The sequence below is a fragment of the Nocardia sp. NPDC127526 genome (assembly GCF_042672265.1).
Taxonomy (GTDB): Bacteria; Actinomycetota; Actinomycetes; order Mycobacteriales; family Mycobacteriaceae; genus Nocardia.
Genome location: NZ_JBHXVO010000004.1, coordinates 118550 through 133388 on the forward strand (window position 1 = coordinate 118550; position 14839 = coordinate 133388).

Genomic DNA, 14839 nt, shown 5'->3' on the forward strand with positions numbered 1-14839 from the left:
GCGGCCGCGAATCAGTTCTGCGCGTACATGTTCTGCAGCCGCACCTGGCCCCGCGCCACGGTGCGCTCCTGCTCATCGGTGATCACCACGACCCACAGCTGCTGCGACCGCCCGCGATGAATCGGCGTCGCCACCCCGCGCAGCTTGCCCTCGCGCGCCGAGCGCAGGAAGTCGGTGTTGTTGTTCACGCCGACCACGGTGCCGCGCTCGCCCAGCCAGACGCTGGCCGCGAAACTGGCGAGGGATTCGATGACGGTGCAGTACACGCCGCCGTTCACGATGCCGAAAGGCTGGAACTGCTGCGGGGTGACCACCCATTCCGCCGTGACCCGATCCGGGCTGGTCTCGGTGAACTTCAGACCGATGAGGTCGGTGAAGGTGCCCTCGCTCAGCTTGTTCATGAGTTCGGGCGTCACATCGGCCATGGAGCGGATCGATGAGAAGTCAGGCTGCGTCATGAGATCCACCCTGGCACAGGGCCCGGAATACGAAGCGGCGGGCTCCCCCCGAAGGGGAACCCGCCGCGGCAGTGGATCGGGGGTCTCGGCAGCCCTCCGGACTCTCGCTCGATCCTAACGCCGGTTCTCAGTGTAGGTCAGGCTTACCTAACAAAGCAAGCCCTTCGCACCGGCAATCCGCGATCCTCCAAGGCCGCGAGCATGGCCTGGCCGCGCCGCGCGCCCTCGGAGGAGTTGGTGCCCGCCAGCGCCGGAACATAGGTCGCCGCACCGACAATGGATTCCGCGACGAGGGACCAGTAGCGGCGCGCGCCCAGGCCCGAGCAGCGAGCCATGGCCTGCTGGATCAGGATCAGGGCCGGTTCGCTGCGGGCGGCCAGCCAGACGTAGAGGGCGGGCTCGCAGGGCAGGGTCACGATGCCCGGTTCGCCGTCGAGGCGGTCGCCCTCGATCACGCGGATCGTGGTGTCGGCCAGCCCGGCCCAGTCGATGCCGCCGTCATTGTCGGTGTGGATCCACAGGTTCTCCAGGCCGGGATCCCAGGCCCGGCCCTCGGAGACGAGCAGGGCCATGACGCGGCCGACGACCGCGTGAATGAGGGCGGTGGCCACCACCTCGGCGGCGATTCCGGCATCGGTCATCTCGGCGGCGTGACGCCGGTACATGAGCTCGATACGGCCTTCACGAACCCCGTCGGCCAATCGCCACCACCGGCGTTTGCCCTGATCAGCCATGGCGGCAACGGCGTACACGCGCGGATGCTCCGGTTGCAGCGCACGCAGCCGGGCGCACGCGCGGCCGAAGGACAGCCTCATATCGCGAGGGGGGCACACGGTCACGGGTTCGAGCATTCGAACCTCCTCATCACTCGACGTTTGCGGGCCGGAACGGAAGATAGGTTAGGGTTACCATACTTAGATCAGCAATGAACTCATCAGGAGTAGTTCGTCACCGTGCCCGCCGTAGTCACCACCAGACGGCGACGTCTGTCCGGACTTCTGCTGTTGTCCGCGCTCTTGCTGTGCGCACTGGCGGCCAGCATCGCCCTCGGATCGCGGACATTGCCGCTGAATACGGTGTGGGAGGCGCTCACCTGCCCGGGCGGGCTGCCCCTGACGTGCCCGTCCCAGGACGCCGCCGAGCAGATCGTGCGCGAATTGCGGCTGCCGCGAACCGGACTGGCGCTCATTACCGGCCTGGCCCTCGGCATGGCGGGTGCGCTGATTCAGGGCTACACCCGAAACCCGCTGGCAGACGCCGGATTACTCGGACTCAATGCGGGCGCGGCGTTCCTCGCCGCGCTCAGCATTCACCTGTTCGCGCTCACCACCCCGGCGCAATACATCTGGTTCGCCTTCGCGGGCGCGCTCATCGCCGGACTCGTCGTCTTCGGCGTCTCCGCCATCGGCGGCGGCAAGGCCAGCCCGCTGAGCCTGGTGCTCGCCGGTGCGGCCGTGACCGCGTTCCTGCAGGCCATGACCAATGTCGTTGTCCTCATGGACGAGACGGCCCTCAACACCTACCGCTATTGGGTGGTCGGCGATGTCGCCGGGCACGACGCCTCGGTCTTCCGGCAGGTGCTGCCCTTCCTGGCGGTCGGTATGGTCCTGGCCCTGATCGCCGCACCCGGCTTGAACCTGCTCGGCCTCGGCGACGATGTGGCGCGCGGCCTGGGCGTCAACCTCACCCGCAGCCGCATGCTCGGCCTGGCATCGGTCGTCCTGCTCGCCGGCGCCGCCACCGCCGCAGTCGGCCCGATCGCCTTCCTCGGCCTGATCGTCCCGCACCTGGCCCGCGCCCTCACCGGCCCGGATTACCGCTGGCTACTGCCCTATTCGGGCCTCATCGGCGCACTCACCCTGCTCCTCGCGGACACCGTCGGCCGCCTCATCGCACGTCCGGGCGAACTCCAGGCCGGCGTCACCCTGGCAGCGATCGGCGCCCCCTTCTTCATCCTCATGGTGCGCCGCCGAAAGCTGGTGAGCCTGTGAGCCTCTCCCCCGGTCACCTGGGCACGTCCACCCGTCACCCCGGCCTCTCCACCCGCCATCCTGGCCTCTCCACCCGTCACCCCGGCCTCTCCACCCGCCATCCTGGCCTCTCCACCCGTCACCCCGGCCTCTCCACCCGTCACCCCGGCCTCTCCACCCGTCACCCCGGCCTCTCCACCCGTCATCCCGGCGTGCTTGTGGCCGGGATCCACGCCCGCCATACACCGCCCGGCGCGGTAGATTCCGGCCAAAGGCACGCCGGAATGACCAGGGGGCACGCCGCAATGGCCAGATTTCACCAGGAGATGACCGGAGTCCGGGGCACTGCGAAAGTTGGTGGGCTGTGAGCACTTCGACGCCGGCGCCCCCGGCGGTGCGCGCGGTCAGGCCGGCGCTGCGGATCGGCAGGTTCTCGACGGTGCTGCGCATCGGCGCGCTGCTGACCGTCGCGGCCCTCATCGCCCTTCTGCTCGTGCTTTTCGCGCTGGATATCGCCATCGGCGAGTATCGGCTGCCGCTCGGCACGGTGCTGGATGTGCTGGGCGGCGGCGGAACCCGGGCGCAGCGGTTCCTCATTTTGGATTCGCGACTGCCCCGTGCGCTGACGGCCGTCGTGGTCGGTGCGGCGCTGGGGATGGCGGGCGCGATCACGCAGTCGATCCTGCACAATCCGCTGGCCAGTCCGGACATCCTCGGTATCACCGCCGGTGCGAGCGTCGGCGCGGTCCTGGTGATCTCGGGGGCGGGGTTCGCGACCACCGGAGTGATTGTCACGCTGGGCGTTCCGCTCGCGGCGCTGGCCGCGGGCCTGCTCACCGGCGTGGCCATCTACCTGCTGGCGTGGGGGCGCAATGCGTCCGGGGACAGCGGGGTGATGGGATTCCGGTTGGTGCTCATCGGCATCGGGGCGAATGCCGCGCTGCTGGCGGTCGTGAGCTGGTTGCTCACGCGCGCCACGCTCATGGATGCGTCGCGGTCCCAGCATTGGCTGACCGGGTCGCTGAACAAGGCCGACTGGTCCACGCTGTGGCCCGCCGCCATCGGTCTCGCGATCACCCTCACCGTGACCGCCGCCTCGGCCCGCACCCTGGCCGCGCTGCGGTTCGGCAATGACACCACCCGGGTGCTCGGCGTCCGGATCCAAACCCAGCAGGCGGTTCTCATCGGATCCGCCGTCACCGCCACCGCGCTCGCCACGGCCGCCGTCGGCCCGCTGGGCTTCGTCGGCCTGGCCGCGCCGCAGATCGCGCGCCGCCTGCTCCGCACCCCCGGTGAGCCGATCATCGCCTCCGCCCTGATCGGAGCCATTCTGGTGCTGGGCTCGGATCTGGCCTCCCGCACGCTGTTTCCCGTCGACCTGCCCGTCGGCGTGGTGACCGCGGCATTCGGTGCGCCATTCTTGATCTATCTGCTCGTCCGCGCGAACCGGAAGGCGACCCTGTGACCGCCGTCGAAAACCATCACCTCGGCGCCGAGGACATCACCCTCGGCTACGGCGACCGTGTCGTAGTCGACGGGCTCAGCCTTGCTATCGAACCCGGCCTGATCACTACCGTTATCGGGCCGAACGGCTGCGGTAAGTCGACGCTGCTGCGCTCGCTGGGCCGGCTGCTGCGCCCCAAGGCGGGCCGGGTCGTGCTGGACGGCAAGGCCATTTCGACCATGAAGACCAAGGACATCGCTCGCATCGTCGGCATGCTCCCGCAGACTCCGGTCGCCCCGGAGGGTCTCACCGTCGCGGATCTGGTTGCGCGCGGCCGTCATCCGCATCAGTCCTGGCTGCGCCAGTGGTCCGCCGACGACGAAACCGAGGTGACCACCGCGCTCGAGCAGACCGGCATCGCCGATCTCGCCGACCGCACCCTCGACGAGCTGTCCGGCGGCCAGCGTCAGCGCGCCTGGATCTCCATGGCCCTGGCCCAGGGCACCGACATCCTGCTGCTCGACGAGCCCACCACGTATCTGGATCTCGCCCACTCCCTCGAGGTCCTCGATCTCGTCGATCGCCTGCACGACGACTACGGCCGCACGGTCGTCATGGTGCTGCACGATCTCAATCTCGCCATCCGCTACAGCGACCGTCTGGTCGTCATGCACGCCGGCCGCATCGTCGCGCACGGCCGACCGGCCGATATCGTCACCGCCGAGCTGTTGCAGGAAGTTTTCGGCCTGCGCGCCGAAGTCCTCGAAGATCCGGTGTCCGGGCGACCGATGATCGTGCCCATCGGCACCCGGCATGTGCACGGATCCGCGGGCTGCGAAAAAGTTCCGGCCCGCCGCTATGACTAATCCCACACCAGCAACTACCCGGTTACGACGACTTGTAGTACGCATTCGTGTCGTTGTCTCCGTAAACTTGTGGGATGGCAGGTCTTGGTGAACTCGAGAAAGCGGTCATGGACCAGTTGTGGTCGGCCGATGAACCCCAGACGGTGCGGCAGGTCCACGAGGCTCTCGCCGAGCGCCGCGAACTCGCGTACACCACGGTGATGACTGTGCTGCAGCGTCTGGCGAAGAAGAATCTGGTGGTCCAGCAGCGCGACGATCGCGCGCATCGCTACGCCCCCGTGCACACCCGCGACGAACTCGTCGCCTCCCTCATGGTGGACGCCCTCCAGCAAGCCGACGAAGTCGGCAGCCGCCGGGCGGCGCTCGTGCACTTCGTCGAACAAGTCGGAGCCGATGAGGCTGCCGCATTGCGCGATGCACTCGCTAAGCTCGAAGCAACCGAGGCGGCGCGCAAGCAGTCGGGAGATGGCAAGCAGCCTTAAACGACAACCTCGGCCAGACCCCCACAACGTAGTGAGCTGAGGAATGGACGTAACAGCGGCGGTATTCGCCGGTCTCGCATTGTTTCTGGCGGGACCGGCCCCGGCGCTGCTCAGCCGAGCCCAATGGCCCTATCGCAGTCCCCGTGCGGCACTGGTGCTCTGGCAGGCGATCGCGCTCGCGGCCGTGCTGTCGGCATTCAGTTCCGGCCTGGCCATCGCCAGCCGCCTGCTCGTGCCCGGACCCGACGGACGCCCCACCACCACCCCGAGCCAGGAGATCGACGCGCTCGGCCTGCCGCTGTGGCTGGCCTATGTCACCGTCTTCGCGCTCACCCTGCTCATCGGCGCGCGGCTCATCTTCTCGGTGATCCGCGTCGGCGTGCACACCCGGCGGCGCCGGGCCCGGCACCGCATGCTGGTCGACCTGCTGGATCAGAGCGGGGTGGAACGCAAGTCCGCCGATATCCGGGTGCTGGCCGCCGCCGAACCCATTGCCTACTGCCTGCCCGGCATCCGCCAGCGCGTGGTGCTGAGCCAAGGCACCGTGACCAATCTTTCCGATGAGGAGTTGACCGCGATCGTCAGCCACGAACGGTCGCATCTGCGCGCCCGCCACGATCTGGTGCTGGAGGCGTTCACCGCCGCGCACGAGGCCTTCCCGCGGGTGGTGCGCTCCAAATCCGCGCTGGATTCGGTGAAGCTGCTCATCGAACTGCTCGCCGATGATTCGGCGGTCAAGGTCACCGGACCCACTCCCCTGGCCCGCGCCCTGGTGGCCTGCTCCAATTCCCCTGCCCCGCAAGGCGCCATGGCCGTGGGCGGGCCGACCACGCTCATCCGCATCCAGCGCCTGGCCGGACCCATGGGCGATCTGAAGATCGCGGCGGCGGCCTATCTGGCCGCGGCCGCCATCCTGGTGGTGCCGACCCTCGCCGTGGCCATTCCGTGGCTACAGGAACTGAGCCGACTGCTGGTGACGCGTGCCTGAGACCTTTGCGGAGCTGGGTCTTCCGCCGGTGCTGGTGCATGCCCTGCGCCGGGACGGCATCGACAAGCCCTTCCCCATTCAAGCCGCCGTTATTCCCGACATCCTCGCCGGTCACGACGTACTCGGCCGTGCCGCAACGGGTTCGGGCAAAACCCTCGCCTTCGGCCTGCCCATGCTGGTCCGCCTCTTCGGCGCGCCCTCGGCGCCGGGCCGCCCGCGCGGGCTGGTCCTCGCGCCGACGCGCGAGCTGGCCATTCAGATCGAATCCGCGCTGGACGAGCCCGCGTTGTCGCTCGGCCTGCGCATGGCCACGGCCGTCGGCGGTCTGCCGATCAAGAATCAGGAAGAGCGCCTGCGCCGCGGCGTCGACCTGCTCATCGCCACACCCGGCCGCCTCACCGACCTCATCGGCCGCAAGGCCGCCGACCTGTCCGCGGTGCAGGTGGTGACCGTCGACGAGGCCGACCACATGTCCGAGCTCGGCTTCCTGCCGCAGCTCACGGCTGTCCTCAATCGCGTTCCGGAAGACGCCCAGCAACTGCTGTTCTCGGCCACCTTGGACGACACCGTGGACACCCTCATCGAGCGCTACCTCGACTCCCCTGTCCGGCATGCGATCACGGCGCAACCCGGCGGCTCACCCGAAGCCGCTGAGGGAAGCGCGAACTCGGCCACGGTAGATGCCGCTGGTCTCCAGACGCCCGGCGCTCCCTCGTCCGGCGCAGCCGCCGGACCGGGCGCATCCGCACCGGCCATTACCCATTACGCGCTGCACGTCCGCCGCAACGACAAGCGCACGGTCGTCAATGAGATCGCCGCCCGCGCGGGCCGCACCCTGCTGTTCGTGCGCACCCAGTACGCCGCCGACAAACTCGCCCGCCGCCTGCGCGAATCCGGTATCCCCGCCGCCGCGCTGCACGGCGGCAAATCGCAGAACCACCGCAATCGCACGCTGGCCGCCTTCGCTGACGGCACCGCGCCCGTCCTGGTCGCCACCGATGTGGCCGCGCGCGGCATCCACGTCGACGACATCTCCCTCGTCGTGCACGTCGATCCGCCGGAGGACCCGAAGGACTACCTGCATCGCACCGGCCGCACCGCCCGCGCGGGAGCGAGCGGCACCGTGGTCACCGTCGTCACCCCGGACGAGCGCGCGGAGGCCGCCGAGATGGCCCGCCGCGCCAGCGTCACCCTCACCGACGTCGAGGTCCGCCCCGGCGATCGCCGCCTGGCCGAGATCACCGGCGCCCGTCGCCCCTCCGGGCGCCCGGTCCCCGATCCGGCCGTTCCCGTTGCGGCCGAACCCGATTCGCCGCGACCGTCCTTCCGCCCGCGCGTCGATCCGCGCACCGGCAGCCGCCAGCACAATAAGAAACGCAAACCGGGCGCGGCACGCCGCTCCGGGCGCTGAGACCAGGCGGTCCGGCGACACTCCGGCATCACCCTGGACACGCCGAGGGCTTCGCCGCGCCGGACCACGATGGCTATTGCTGAGCTACCCGCTCAGGTGAGGTCGGCATTCCCGTCGATCACCTTGAGGTGGTATTCGAAGCGATCGATCCGCCAGCCCTTGGCGGTGCGCTGGAACCCGAGGTCGTAGCTGCCCACGAAGGTGCGCGTCTTCCCGTGCGCCGCATCGTTCTTCACATGCACGGCAATGGCGTCCGCATGCGCGACGGCGGTGTCGCCGGTGATCTCCACCAGATGGTTTCCGGCCTGGTGGTGCACGGCGTCCAGTCCGCCCAGGCCCTCGGCCCACGCCTCGGTGATGAAGGTGGCGGGACGCTCGGCGCCGGGATCGCCGAATCCGCCGTCGAAGAACACCCGCTCGGCGAAGACGGATTCGAGCAGATCGCCCCAGCGGGCCTGATCGGTATAAACGAACAGCTTGGTGATGGTGTCGCCGATGGCGATGCGGTCGGCGAGCTCGGAGGTGCCTGTCACAGCGCGAAATTACGGCCACCCCGGCAGGCGCGCAACCGGATGCGACCGGCCCGCCGCTCCGCACACTTCCAGCGTCCGGCCGTCCGGAACAACCTTTCGGAATGACAACGTGTTCGACAGCACAGCGTTGCAATGGGCACTGGGTGCCGTCCATGGCCGAGGTGGCCGACTACACTGGTGCGTTGCATGCGTGACACCAGGTAGCGCGCGAAGGGCAATCCGGCCCAGTGGATGACCTTCGGGTGAATTCGTGCCATATACCTGCTATCGGAGCATGGAGAACACGAAAACCCCACGTCAACCTATGGAGCGGCAACAACCGTGCAGTTTCTTCCCGGGCAGAATCCGCCCTACGACTTGACCTACGACGATGTCTTCCTCGTCCCCAGCCGGACGGATGTGACCTCGCGTTTCGATGTCGACCTGTCCTCGAGCGACGGCACCGGGACCACCATTCCGCTGGTCGTCGCCAATATGACCGCCGTCGCCGGCCGCCGCATGGCCGAGACGGTGGCCCGCCGCGGCGGCATCGTGGTGCTGCCGCAGGATCTGCCGATCCCGGCGGCCGCGGACACCATCGCCTTCGTGAAGAGCCGCTCGCTCACCGCCGACACCCCGGTCACCCTGGATCCGGATCAGTCGGTGTCCGATGCGCTGGCGCTGATTCACAAGCGCGCGCACGGCGCCGTCATCGTGGTCGAGGACGGCAAGCCGGTCGGCGTCGTCACCGAGGCCGCCTGCGCGGATGTCGACCGCTTCGCCCGGCTGAGCACCGTGGCCGAGACCGATTTCGTCTCCGCCCCGGCCGACGCCTCGCCGCGTGAGGTCTTCGACCTGCTGCACGCCCGCCATCGCGATCTGGCCGTGCTGGTCAATGCCGACGGCACCCTGGCCGGCGTCATGACCCGCACCGGCACCATTCGCGCCGGCATCTACCAGCCCGCCGTGGACGCGCAGGGCCAGCTGCGCATTGCCGCCGCGGTCGGCATCAACGGCGATGTCCCGGCCAAGGCCAAGGCGCTCGTCGACGCCGGCGCGGACGTGCTGGTCATGGACACCGCGCACGGTCACCAGATCAAGATGCTGGAGGCGCTGCGCTCGGTGGCCGCCCTGGATCTGGGCGTGCCGCTGGTGGCGGGCAATGTGGTCTCCGCCGCGGGCACCCGCGATCTCATCGAGGCCGGCGCGGACATCATCAAGGTCGGTGTGGGCCCCGGCGCCATGTGCACCACCCGCATGATGACCGGTGTGGGCCGGCCGCAGTTCTCGGCCGTGGCCGAATGCGCCGCCGCCGCCAAGGAATTCGGCAAGCACGTGTGGGCCGACGGCGGCGTCCGCCACCCGCGCGATGTGGCGCTGGCCCTCGCGGCGGGCGCGGCGAACGTCATGATCGGTTCCTGGTTCGCGGGCACCTACGAGTCGCCCGGCGATATGCGCATCGACCGCGACGGCAATCGCTACAAGGAGTCCTTCGGCATGGCGTCCAAGCGCGCCGTGGCCGCCCGCACCGCCTCCGATTCCGCCTTCGACCGCGCCCGCAAGGCGCTGTTCGAGGAGGGCATCTCCAGCTCGCGCATGCGCCTGGATCCCGAGCGCCCGGGCGTGGAGGACCTGATCGATCACATCACCTCCGGTGTGCGCAGCTCCTGCACCTACGCCGGCGCCCGCACCCTCGCGGAATTCCACGAGCGGGCCACGCTGGGCGTGCAGTCGGCGGCCGGTTTCGCCGAGGGCCGGCCGCTGCCCTCGGGCTGGTGACCACTCTGTAAGACCGCACAGTCGTTCCCGGCGAGTCGCACCGACTCGCCGGGTTCGATGTGTCCGGGCCGGTCATATCTGTGTCTGAGCCGGTCATACCGGAGGCCGTGCGCCCGAACAATAGCCATCGCGTTTCACCCGGTACCATGTGCGATACCGGACCCGTTCGGCACCACCGAGCGATTGCCGCACCACTACCGTCCTTCGAAAGGAACCAGTTGTCACCCGCGTCCAAGGGCGCCGCTCAGGAGGGCTCCTCTACCGAGCCGGGTGACAAACCCGGCGTTCCCGTTCTCCCAGCACTACACGCGACCGGGCGGTGCTGATCGTGTCGGTCGTGTTCACCGTTCTCAGCCTGCTCGGCTTCATCGCTCTCACCGCCGGAACCGCGCTCTTCGTCGCGGCGGAATTCTCGCTCACGGCCCTGGAACGCAGCACCGTCGAGGCCCACGCCCGCGAGGGCGATCGCCGCGCCCGGCAGGTGCGCCAGGCGCATCGCACACTCTCGTTCCAGCTCTCCGGCGCACAGCTGGGCATCACCATCACCACGCTGATCACCGGCTATATCGCCGAGCCGGTGCTGGCCCGGCTGCTGGAGCCGGCGTTCACCGCCCTCGGCGTGGGCAGCGCTGCCGCACACGGCATTTCGCTGGCCCTGGCGCTGATCCTGGCCACCTCGCTGTCCATGATCTACGGCGAGCTGGTACCCAAGAACATCGCCATCGCCGCGCCGCTGTCCACCGCGCGCACCACCGCGGGGCCGATGATCTGGTTCTCCACCGTCTTCCGCTGGATGATCAATTTCCTCAATGGCACCGCGAACTGGGCCGTGCGCCGGATCGGCATCGAACCGGCCGAGGAACTGCGCTCGGCGCGCTCGCCGCAGGAATTGGGTTCGCTGGTGCGGACTTCCGCGCTGCACGGCGCGCTCGATCAGCGCACCGCGCAGGTGGTGGACCGGTCGCTGCAGTTCGGTGAGCGCAGCGCCGAGGAACTCATGACCCCGCGCGTGAAGATCGAATCCCTCGACAAGGACGACACTCTCGCCGATCTCATCGAGGCCGCGGGCCGCACCGGGTACTCCCGGTTCCCGGTCATCGACGGCGATCTCGACAACACCCTGGGCGTGGTGCACATCAAGCAGACCTTCCTGCATCCGATCAAGGCGCGCCGCACGGTGAAGCTGTCGTCCATCGCGCAGCCGGTGCCGATCGTGCCCGCCAGCCTGGACGGCGACGAGGTGCTCGAGCGCGTGCGCGCCGACGGCATGCAGGTGGCGCTGGTCGTCGACGAATACGGCGGCACCGCGGGCCTGGTCACCATGGAGGACATCATCGAGGAGATTCTCGGCGACGTCCGCGACGAGCACGACGAAGAGGAACTCGATGTGCGCCGCACGGCCGCGGGCTGGGACTGCTCCGGGCTGCTGCGCATCGACGAGGTCTCCCGCACCACCGGATACGACGCCCCCGAGGGCGAATACGAAACCCTCGGCGGCCTGGTGCTGACCCGGCTGGGCCGCATCCCCGAGACCGGTGACGAGGTGCTGCTGCCGCATCCGGGCAGCGGTCACCACAATGGTTTCGAACCGCACACCGACGGCGGCTGGATCGCGAAGGTGGAACGCATGGACGGCCGCCGCATCGACCGGGTGCTGTTGCGCCCGGTGACCGCCGAGGTCCTGGCGAGCTGGGAGCACGACCATGGGTGACCTGTGGGCCATCGGCCTCACCGTGCTGCTGCTGCTCGGCAACGCCTTCTTCGTGGCCGCCGAGTTCGCGCTCATCTCCGCCCGCCGCGACCGGCTGGAAGCCCTTGCCGCACAAGGCAAGCGCGCCGCCCATACGGTGATCGAGGCCGGGCAGAACCTGTCCATGATGCTGGCCGCCGCACAGCTGGGCATCACCATCTGCTCGATTCTGCTGGGCCGCGTCGGCGAACCGGCGGTGGCGCATCTGCTGGAGACGCCGTTCGATCTGCTCGGCGTGCCCGAGCAACTGCTGCACCCGATCTCGTTCGCGCTGGCCCTGACCATCGTGGTGGTGCTGCACATCCTGCTCGGCGAGATGATTCCGAAGAACATCGCCCTGGCCGGTCCGGAACGCGCTGCGCTGCTGCTGGTTCCGGCGCATCTGATGTTCCTGCGGGTGGCGCGGCCGCTGATCGCCGTCTACAACCTGGCGGCGAATCTGACGCTGCGGGCGCTGCGCATCGAGCCCAAGGACGAGCTGGACGCCACGGTCTCCTCGGTGGAGCTGGCCGAGATGTTCGGCGAATCCCATTCCGAGGGCCTGCTCGACGAGGAGGAGCACCGCCGCCTCACCCAGGCGCTGGGCTCCAGTGACCGCATTGTCGCCGATGTCATGGTGCCGCTGGCCAAGACCCGGTCGGTGCCGCTGCGCGGCGACGGCACCACCCTCGGCGATATCGAAACCGCCGTCGCCGAAACGGGATTCTCCCGCTACCCGGTGCGCGCGGCCGACGGCTCCCTGGTGGGCTATCTGCACGTCAAGGATGTCCTGGACCTGGTGGCCGATGACGAGGCGGGCCCGGCGACCCCGATCCCCCGCACCGATATCCGCCCGCTGCCGACGGTGAGCATGGGCACCACCCTGTTCGAGGCCCTGGCCCGCCTGCGCCGCACCAACTCCCACCTCGGCCGCGCGGTCGACAGTCGCGGCAATACCGTCGGCATCGTCGCCCTCGAGGACCTGGTGGAGGAATTCGTCGGCACCGTCCGCGACGCCACCCACCGCATCGCCGAATGATCGGGCACGCATCGCGGCTGCTGCCGGAAACCGAATGGCGCGAGCGGGCCGCGACCCATCGCGCCAAGGTGGACGACCTGGTCGGCCCGTACCTGCGGGCGCGGGCCGACGGGTCCAAGCATCCGGTGATCGACTTCCTGTTCACCTATTACGGCCACAAGCCGGCGCAGCTCAAGAAGTGGCATCCCGGCTGGGGCGTGGCCCTGGCCGGGGCCGCCGAGTACGCCGAATCCCGCGGCTACCACCGGGTTCCGGGCGACGCCCCGGCCTGGACCGCGGATCCGGCCTTCCTGGCCAAGCGCCGCGGCACCCTCGAATTCGTGACGGACCTGCTGACGGCCACCGCCGCCCGGCCCACCCAGCTGTCCTGCTTCGGACTGCACGAGTGGGCCATGGTCTACCGCAGCGACGAGGTGCGCCATCAGCAGGTTCCGCTGCGGCTGGGCCACGCGGGCACCGATGCGGTGGTCGAGTCGATGCAATTGCGCTGCACCCATTTCGACGCCTTCCGGTTCTTCACACCCGAAGCCGTCCCCCTCAATATCGAACCGCTCACCCGCGCGGACCAGATCCATCGCGAACAGCCCGGCTGCCTGCACGCGAATATGGACATCTACAAGTGGGGCTTCAAGCTCACCCCGCTGATCGGCTCCGATCTGCTCTTCGACTGTTTCGAGCTGGCCTGCGCGGCCCGTGAGCTCGACATGAAGGCCAGCCCGTACGATCTCGCCGAGTACGGCTACGACCCGATCCGCATCGAAACGCCCTCGGGCCGCGCCGAATACGTCCGCGCCCAATCCGATATCGCCGCCCGCGCCACGGCCCTGCGCACCCGACTCGCCGAGGCATGCCGGGAACTCCTGGCCGTGGCGGCCACGCCCGGTCCATGATTGGACATGTCGGAAACCAATAAGCACAACTTGGTCTATTTCGAGAATCCGTCCATGCGCGGGCTCTACGAATGCATGGAGGAGTGGCAGGTGCTCAACAAGCGGCGCCTGCTCTCCATCAGCGTGCAGCAGGATCGCGACAATTACTGCTGCATTGCCCTGACCAACCCGACCGAGGTCGTGATCACCAGCGCCGACGGCGCATTCCACGCGCAGGTCAGCCGATTCGGCATGCTCGCCGTCGACGCGCAGTAGCACTCGGCCGACCTGCGCGGCTCAGCGGAAGGCGTCGGCGTGCGCCGTGGCCCATTCGCTGAAGGTGCGCGGAGCGCGGCCCAGGATCTCCGCCACCGTGGGCCGGACGATGGATTCGTCGATGGACCCGTTGACATAGAAGTCGAGGAAGGCGCTCACGTACTCGACGGGGGTGGTTTCCAGCAGTTGGGCGCGCGCCTCCTCGGTGGAAAGACCTTCGCAGGTGAGATCGCGGCCGGTGGTCACGGCGAGAATGGCCACCTGATCGGCGGCGGTGAGCGGCTCCGGACCGGTGGGCCACAGGATTTCGCCGTGATGGCTGTCCGCGCGCAGGACGGCGGCGGCCACCGCGCCGAGGTCCCGCGGATCCAGGACCGCGTTCCGGACCTCGGGGAACGGGGCGCGGACCACGTCCCCGGCCCGCAGTTGCGGCAGCCAGCGCAGGGCATTGGACGCGAAAGCGCAGGGGCGCAGGATGGTCCAGGCCGCACCGCTGTCGATGGCCGCTGCTTCGGCGGCCATCATGTAGGCGGTGATGGCATTGGCGGTGTCGCCGGTGCCGGCCGACACCCCCGAGAGCTGGACGATGTGCTCGACGCCGGCCTTCGCGGCCGCCTGCGCGACGCCCGGATAGCCGGGCAGCAGGAACAGCGCGCGCACGCCCGCGAAATCCAGCGCCTCGGGCGAGGTGAGATCGCCCGCCACGGCTTCCGCGCCTTCGGGCACGACCGCGCGCCCGGGATCGCGCACCAGTGCCCGCACCGGCGCTCCGTCCGCGGCCAGCGCCCGCACCACTTCCGCACCGACATTGCCGGTCGCTCCAGTCACGAGAATCATTGCGCGAGTTCCTTTCACGGGTTCACAGGGTCCGGCCGAAGTGGGCGGCGACGGTATCCGCCACAATGGTGCCCCAGGGCTCCTGGTCGTAGAAATCGAACCGGGTGCCCGCGGTCCAGAAGATATCCTTCGGCCCCGCCAGTCCGGCGTGGAAACGATGCGCCATGCTGCCCGGCTGC

At 69.1% G+C, this 14839-nt stretch carries 16 protein-coding genes; 11 read left to right on the forward strand and 5 right to left on the reverse strand.

Going from position 1 to position 14839, the window contains the following annotated elements; translation table 11 throughout:
• Nucleotides 1-11 precede the first annotated feature (11 nt).
• The gene (locus ACFVIV_RS09350; protein ID WP_379194928.1) at nucleotides 12-401 is read right to left on the reverse strand and encodes a PaaI family thioesterase; all 390 of its coding nucleotides are present in this window, start codon (nucleotides 399-401) and stop codon (nucleotides 12-14) included.
• A gap of 200 nt (nucleotides 402-601) precedes the next feature.
• Nucleotides 602-1309: a hypothetical protein gene (locus tag ACFVIV_RS09355; RefSeq protein WP_379194320.1), complete on the reverse strand. Its 708-nt coding sequence runs from the start codon at nucleotides 1307-1309 to the stop codon at nucleotides 602-604.
• Between the two features lie 102 nt (nucleotides 1310-1411).
• Between ACFVIV_RS09355 and ACFVIV_RS09360 the strand changes: the two genes are divergently transcribed.
• From ACFVIV_RS09360 to ACFVIV_RS09385, 6 genes are all read left to right on the forward strand, one after another.
• On the forward strand, nucleotides 1412-2449 hold the full coding sequence (locus ACFVIV_RS09360; RefSeq protein WP_379194321.1) for a FecCD family ABC transporter permease: 1038 nt from the start codon (nucleotides 1412-1414) through the stop codon (nucleotides 2447-2449).
• A 343-nt stretch (nucleotides 2450-2792) separates the two neighbouring features.
• Entirely contained in the window at nucleotides 2793-3893 is a 1101-nt protein-coding gene (locus ACFVIV_RS09365; protein WP_379194322.1) for a FecCD family ABC transporter permease, read from the forward strand.
• Complete coding sequence (locus ACFVIV_RS09370; protein WP_379194323.1) at nucleotides 3890-4738, forward strand: ABC transporter ATP-binding protein; 849 nt, start codon at nucleotides 3890-3892, stop codon at nucleotides 4736-4738. The genes ACFVIV_RS09365 and ACFVIV_RS09370 overlap by 4 nt, the downstream gene beginning before the upstream one ends.
• 74 nt (nucleotides 4739-4812) lie before the next feature.
• Nucleotides 4813-5220, forward strand: a complete 408-nt coding sequence (locus tag ACFVIV_RS09375; protein ID WP_379194324.1) for a BlaI/MecI/CopY family transcriptional regulator — start codon at nucleotides 4813-4815, stop codon at nucleotides 5218-5220.
• 43 nt (nucleotides 5221-5263) lie between these two features.
• Nucleotides 5264-6208 (forward strand): M48 family metalloprotease, encoded by a 945-nt coding sequence (locus ACFVIV_RS09380; RefSeq protein WP_379194325.1) that lies wholly within the window; start codon nucleotides 5264-5266, stop codon nucleotides 6206-6208.
• Nucleotides 6201-7619, forward strand: a complete 1419-nt coding sequence (locus ACFVIV_RS09385; protein WP_379194326.1) for a DEAD/DEAH box helicase — start codon at nucleotides 6201-6203, stop codon at nucleotides 7617-7619. The genes ACFVIV_RS09380 and ACFVIV_RS09385 overlap by 8 nt, the downstream gene beginning before the upstream one ends.
• A 92-nt stretch (nucleotides 7620-7711) precedes the next feature.
• Here the strand turns inward: ACFVIV_RS09385 and ACFVIV_RS09390 are convergent, their stop codons facing one another.
• Nucleotides 7712-8152: a nuclear transport factor 2 family protein gene (locus tag ACFVIV_RS09390; RefSeq protein ID WP_379194327.1), complete on the reverse strand. Its 441-nt coding sequence runs from the start codon at nucleotides 8150-8152 to the stop codon at nucleotides 7712-7714.
• Between the two features lie 321 nt (nucleotides 8153-8473).
• On the opposite strand from ACFVIV_RS09390, the gene ACFVIV_RS09395 reads away from it, so the two are divergent.
• From ACFVIV_RS09395 to ACFVIV_RS09415, 5 genes are all read left to right on the forward strand, one after another.
• Entirely contained in the window at nucleotides 8474-9910 is a 1437-nt protein-coding gene (locus ACFVIV_RS09395) for a GuaB1 family IMP dehydrogenase-related protein (RefSeq protein ID WP_379194328.1), read from the forward strand.
• A 328-nt stretch (nucleotides 9911-10238) separates the two neighbouring features.
• Nucleotides 10239-11621 carry a hemolysin family protein gene (locus ACFVIV_RS09400; protein ID WP_379194329.1) on the forward strand — a complete coding sequence of 461 codons (1383 nt, stop codon included), beginning with the start codon at nucleotides 10239-10241 and terminating at the stop codon, nucleotides 11619-11621.
• The gene (locus ACFVIV_RS09405) at nucleotides 11614-12678 is read left to right on the forward strand and encodes a hemolysin family protein (protein WP_379194330.1); all 1065 of its coding nucleotides are present in this window, start codon (nucleotides 11614-11616) and stop codon (nucleotides 12676-12678) included. Before ACFVIV_RS09400 ends, ACFVIV_RS09405 begins: the two co-directional genes overlap by 8 nt.
• Complete coding sequence (locus ACFVIV_RS09410) at nucleotides 12675-13568, forward strand: 3-methyladenine DNA glycosylase (protein WP_379194331.1); 894 nt, start codon at nucleotides 12675-12677, stop codon at nucleotides 13566-13568. Before ACFVIV_RS09405 ends, ACFVIV_RS09410 begins: the two co-directional genes overlap by 4 nt.
• Nucleotides 13569-13574: 6 nt before the next feature.
• Nucleotides 13575-13823: a hypothetical protein gene (locus tag ACFVIV_RS09415; RefSeq protein WP_379194332.1), complete on the forward strand. Its 249-nt coding sequence runs from the start codon at nucleotides 13575-13577 to the stop codon at nucleotides 13821-13823.
• A 21-nt stretch (nucleotides 13824-13844) separates the two neighbouring features.
• Here the strand turns inward: ACFVIV_RS09415 and ACFVIV_RS09420 are convergent, their stop codons facing one another.
• Together ACFVIV_RS09420 and ACFVIV_RS09425 are read right to left on the reverse strand one after the other, a co-directional pair.
• A complete protein-coding gene (locus ACFVIV_RS09420) occupies nucleotides 13845-14660 on the reverse strand; it encodes an NAD(P)H-binding protein (protein ID WP_379194333.1) in 816 nt (271 codons plus the stop codon).
• A gap of 22 nt (nucleotides 14661-14682) precedes the next feature.
• Nucleotides 14683-14826: a hypothetical protein gene (locus ACFVIV_RS09425; protein ID WP_379194334.1), complete on the reverse strand. Its 144-nt coding sequence runs from the start codon at nucleotides 14824-14826 to the stop codon at nucleotides 14683-14685.
• Between the last annotated feature and the right edge of the window lie 13 nt (nucleotides 14827-14839).

Bases quoted from the DNA above. Each gene is read 5' to 3' on its own strand.
- ACFVIV_RS09350 (WP_379194928.1), bottom strand. From the start codon at position 401: ATGAACAAGCTGAGCGAGGGCACCTTCACCGACCTCATCGGTCTGAAG.
- ACFVIV_RS09355 (WP_379194320.1), bottom strand. From the start codon at position 1,309: ATGCTCGAACCCGTGACCGTGTGCCCCCCTCGCGATATGAGGCTGTCC.
- ACFVIV_RS09375 (WP_379194324.1), top strand. From the start codon at position 4,813: ATGGCAGGTCTTGGTGAACTCGAGAAAGCGGTCATGGACCAGTTGTGG.
- ACFVIV_RS09380 (WP_379194325.1), top strand. From the start codon at position 5,264: ATGGACGTAACAGCGGCGGTATTCGCCGGTCTCGCATTGTTTCTGGCG.
- ACFVIV_RS09405 (WP_379194330.1), top strand. From the start codon at position 11,614: ATGGGTGACCTGTGGGCCATCGGCCTCACCGTGCTGCTGCTGCTCGGC.
- ACFVIV_RS09410 (WP_379194331.1), top strand. From the start codon at position 12,675: ATGATCGGGCACGCATCGCGGCTGCTGCCGGAAACCGAATGGCGCGAG.
- ACFVIV_RS09415 (WP_379194332.1), top strand. From the start codon at position 13,575: ATGTCGGAAACCAATAAGCACAACTTGGTCTATTTCGAGAATCCGTCC.
- ACFVIV_RS09420 (WP_379194333.1), bottom strand. From the start codon at position 14,660: ATGATTCTCGTGACTGGAGCGACCGGCAATGTCGGTGCGGAAGTGGTG.
- ACFVIV_RS09425 (WP_379194334.1), bottom strand. From the start codon at position 14,826: ATGGCGCATCGTTTCCACGCCGGACTGGCGGGGCCGAAGGATATCTTC.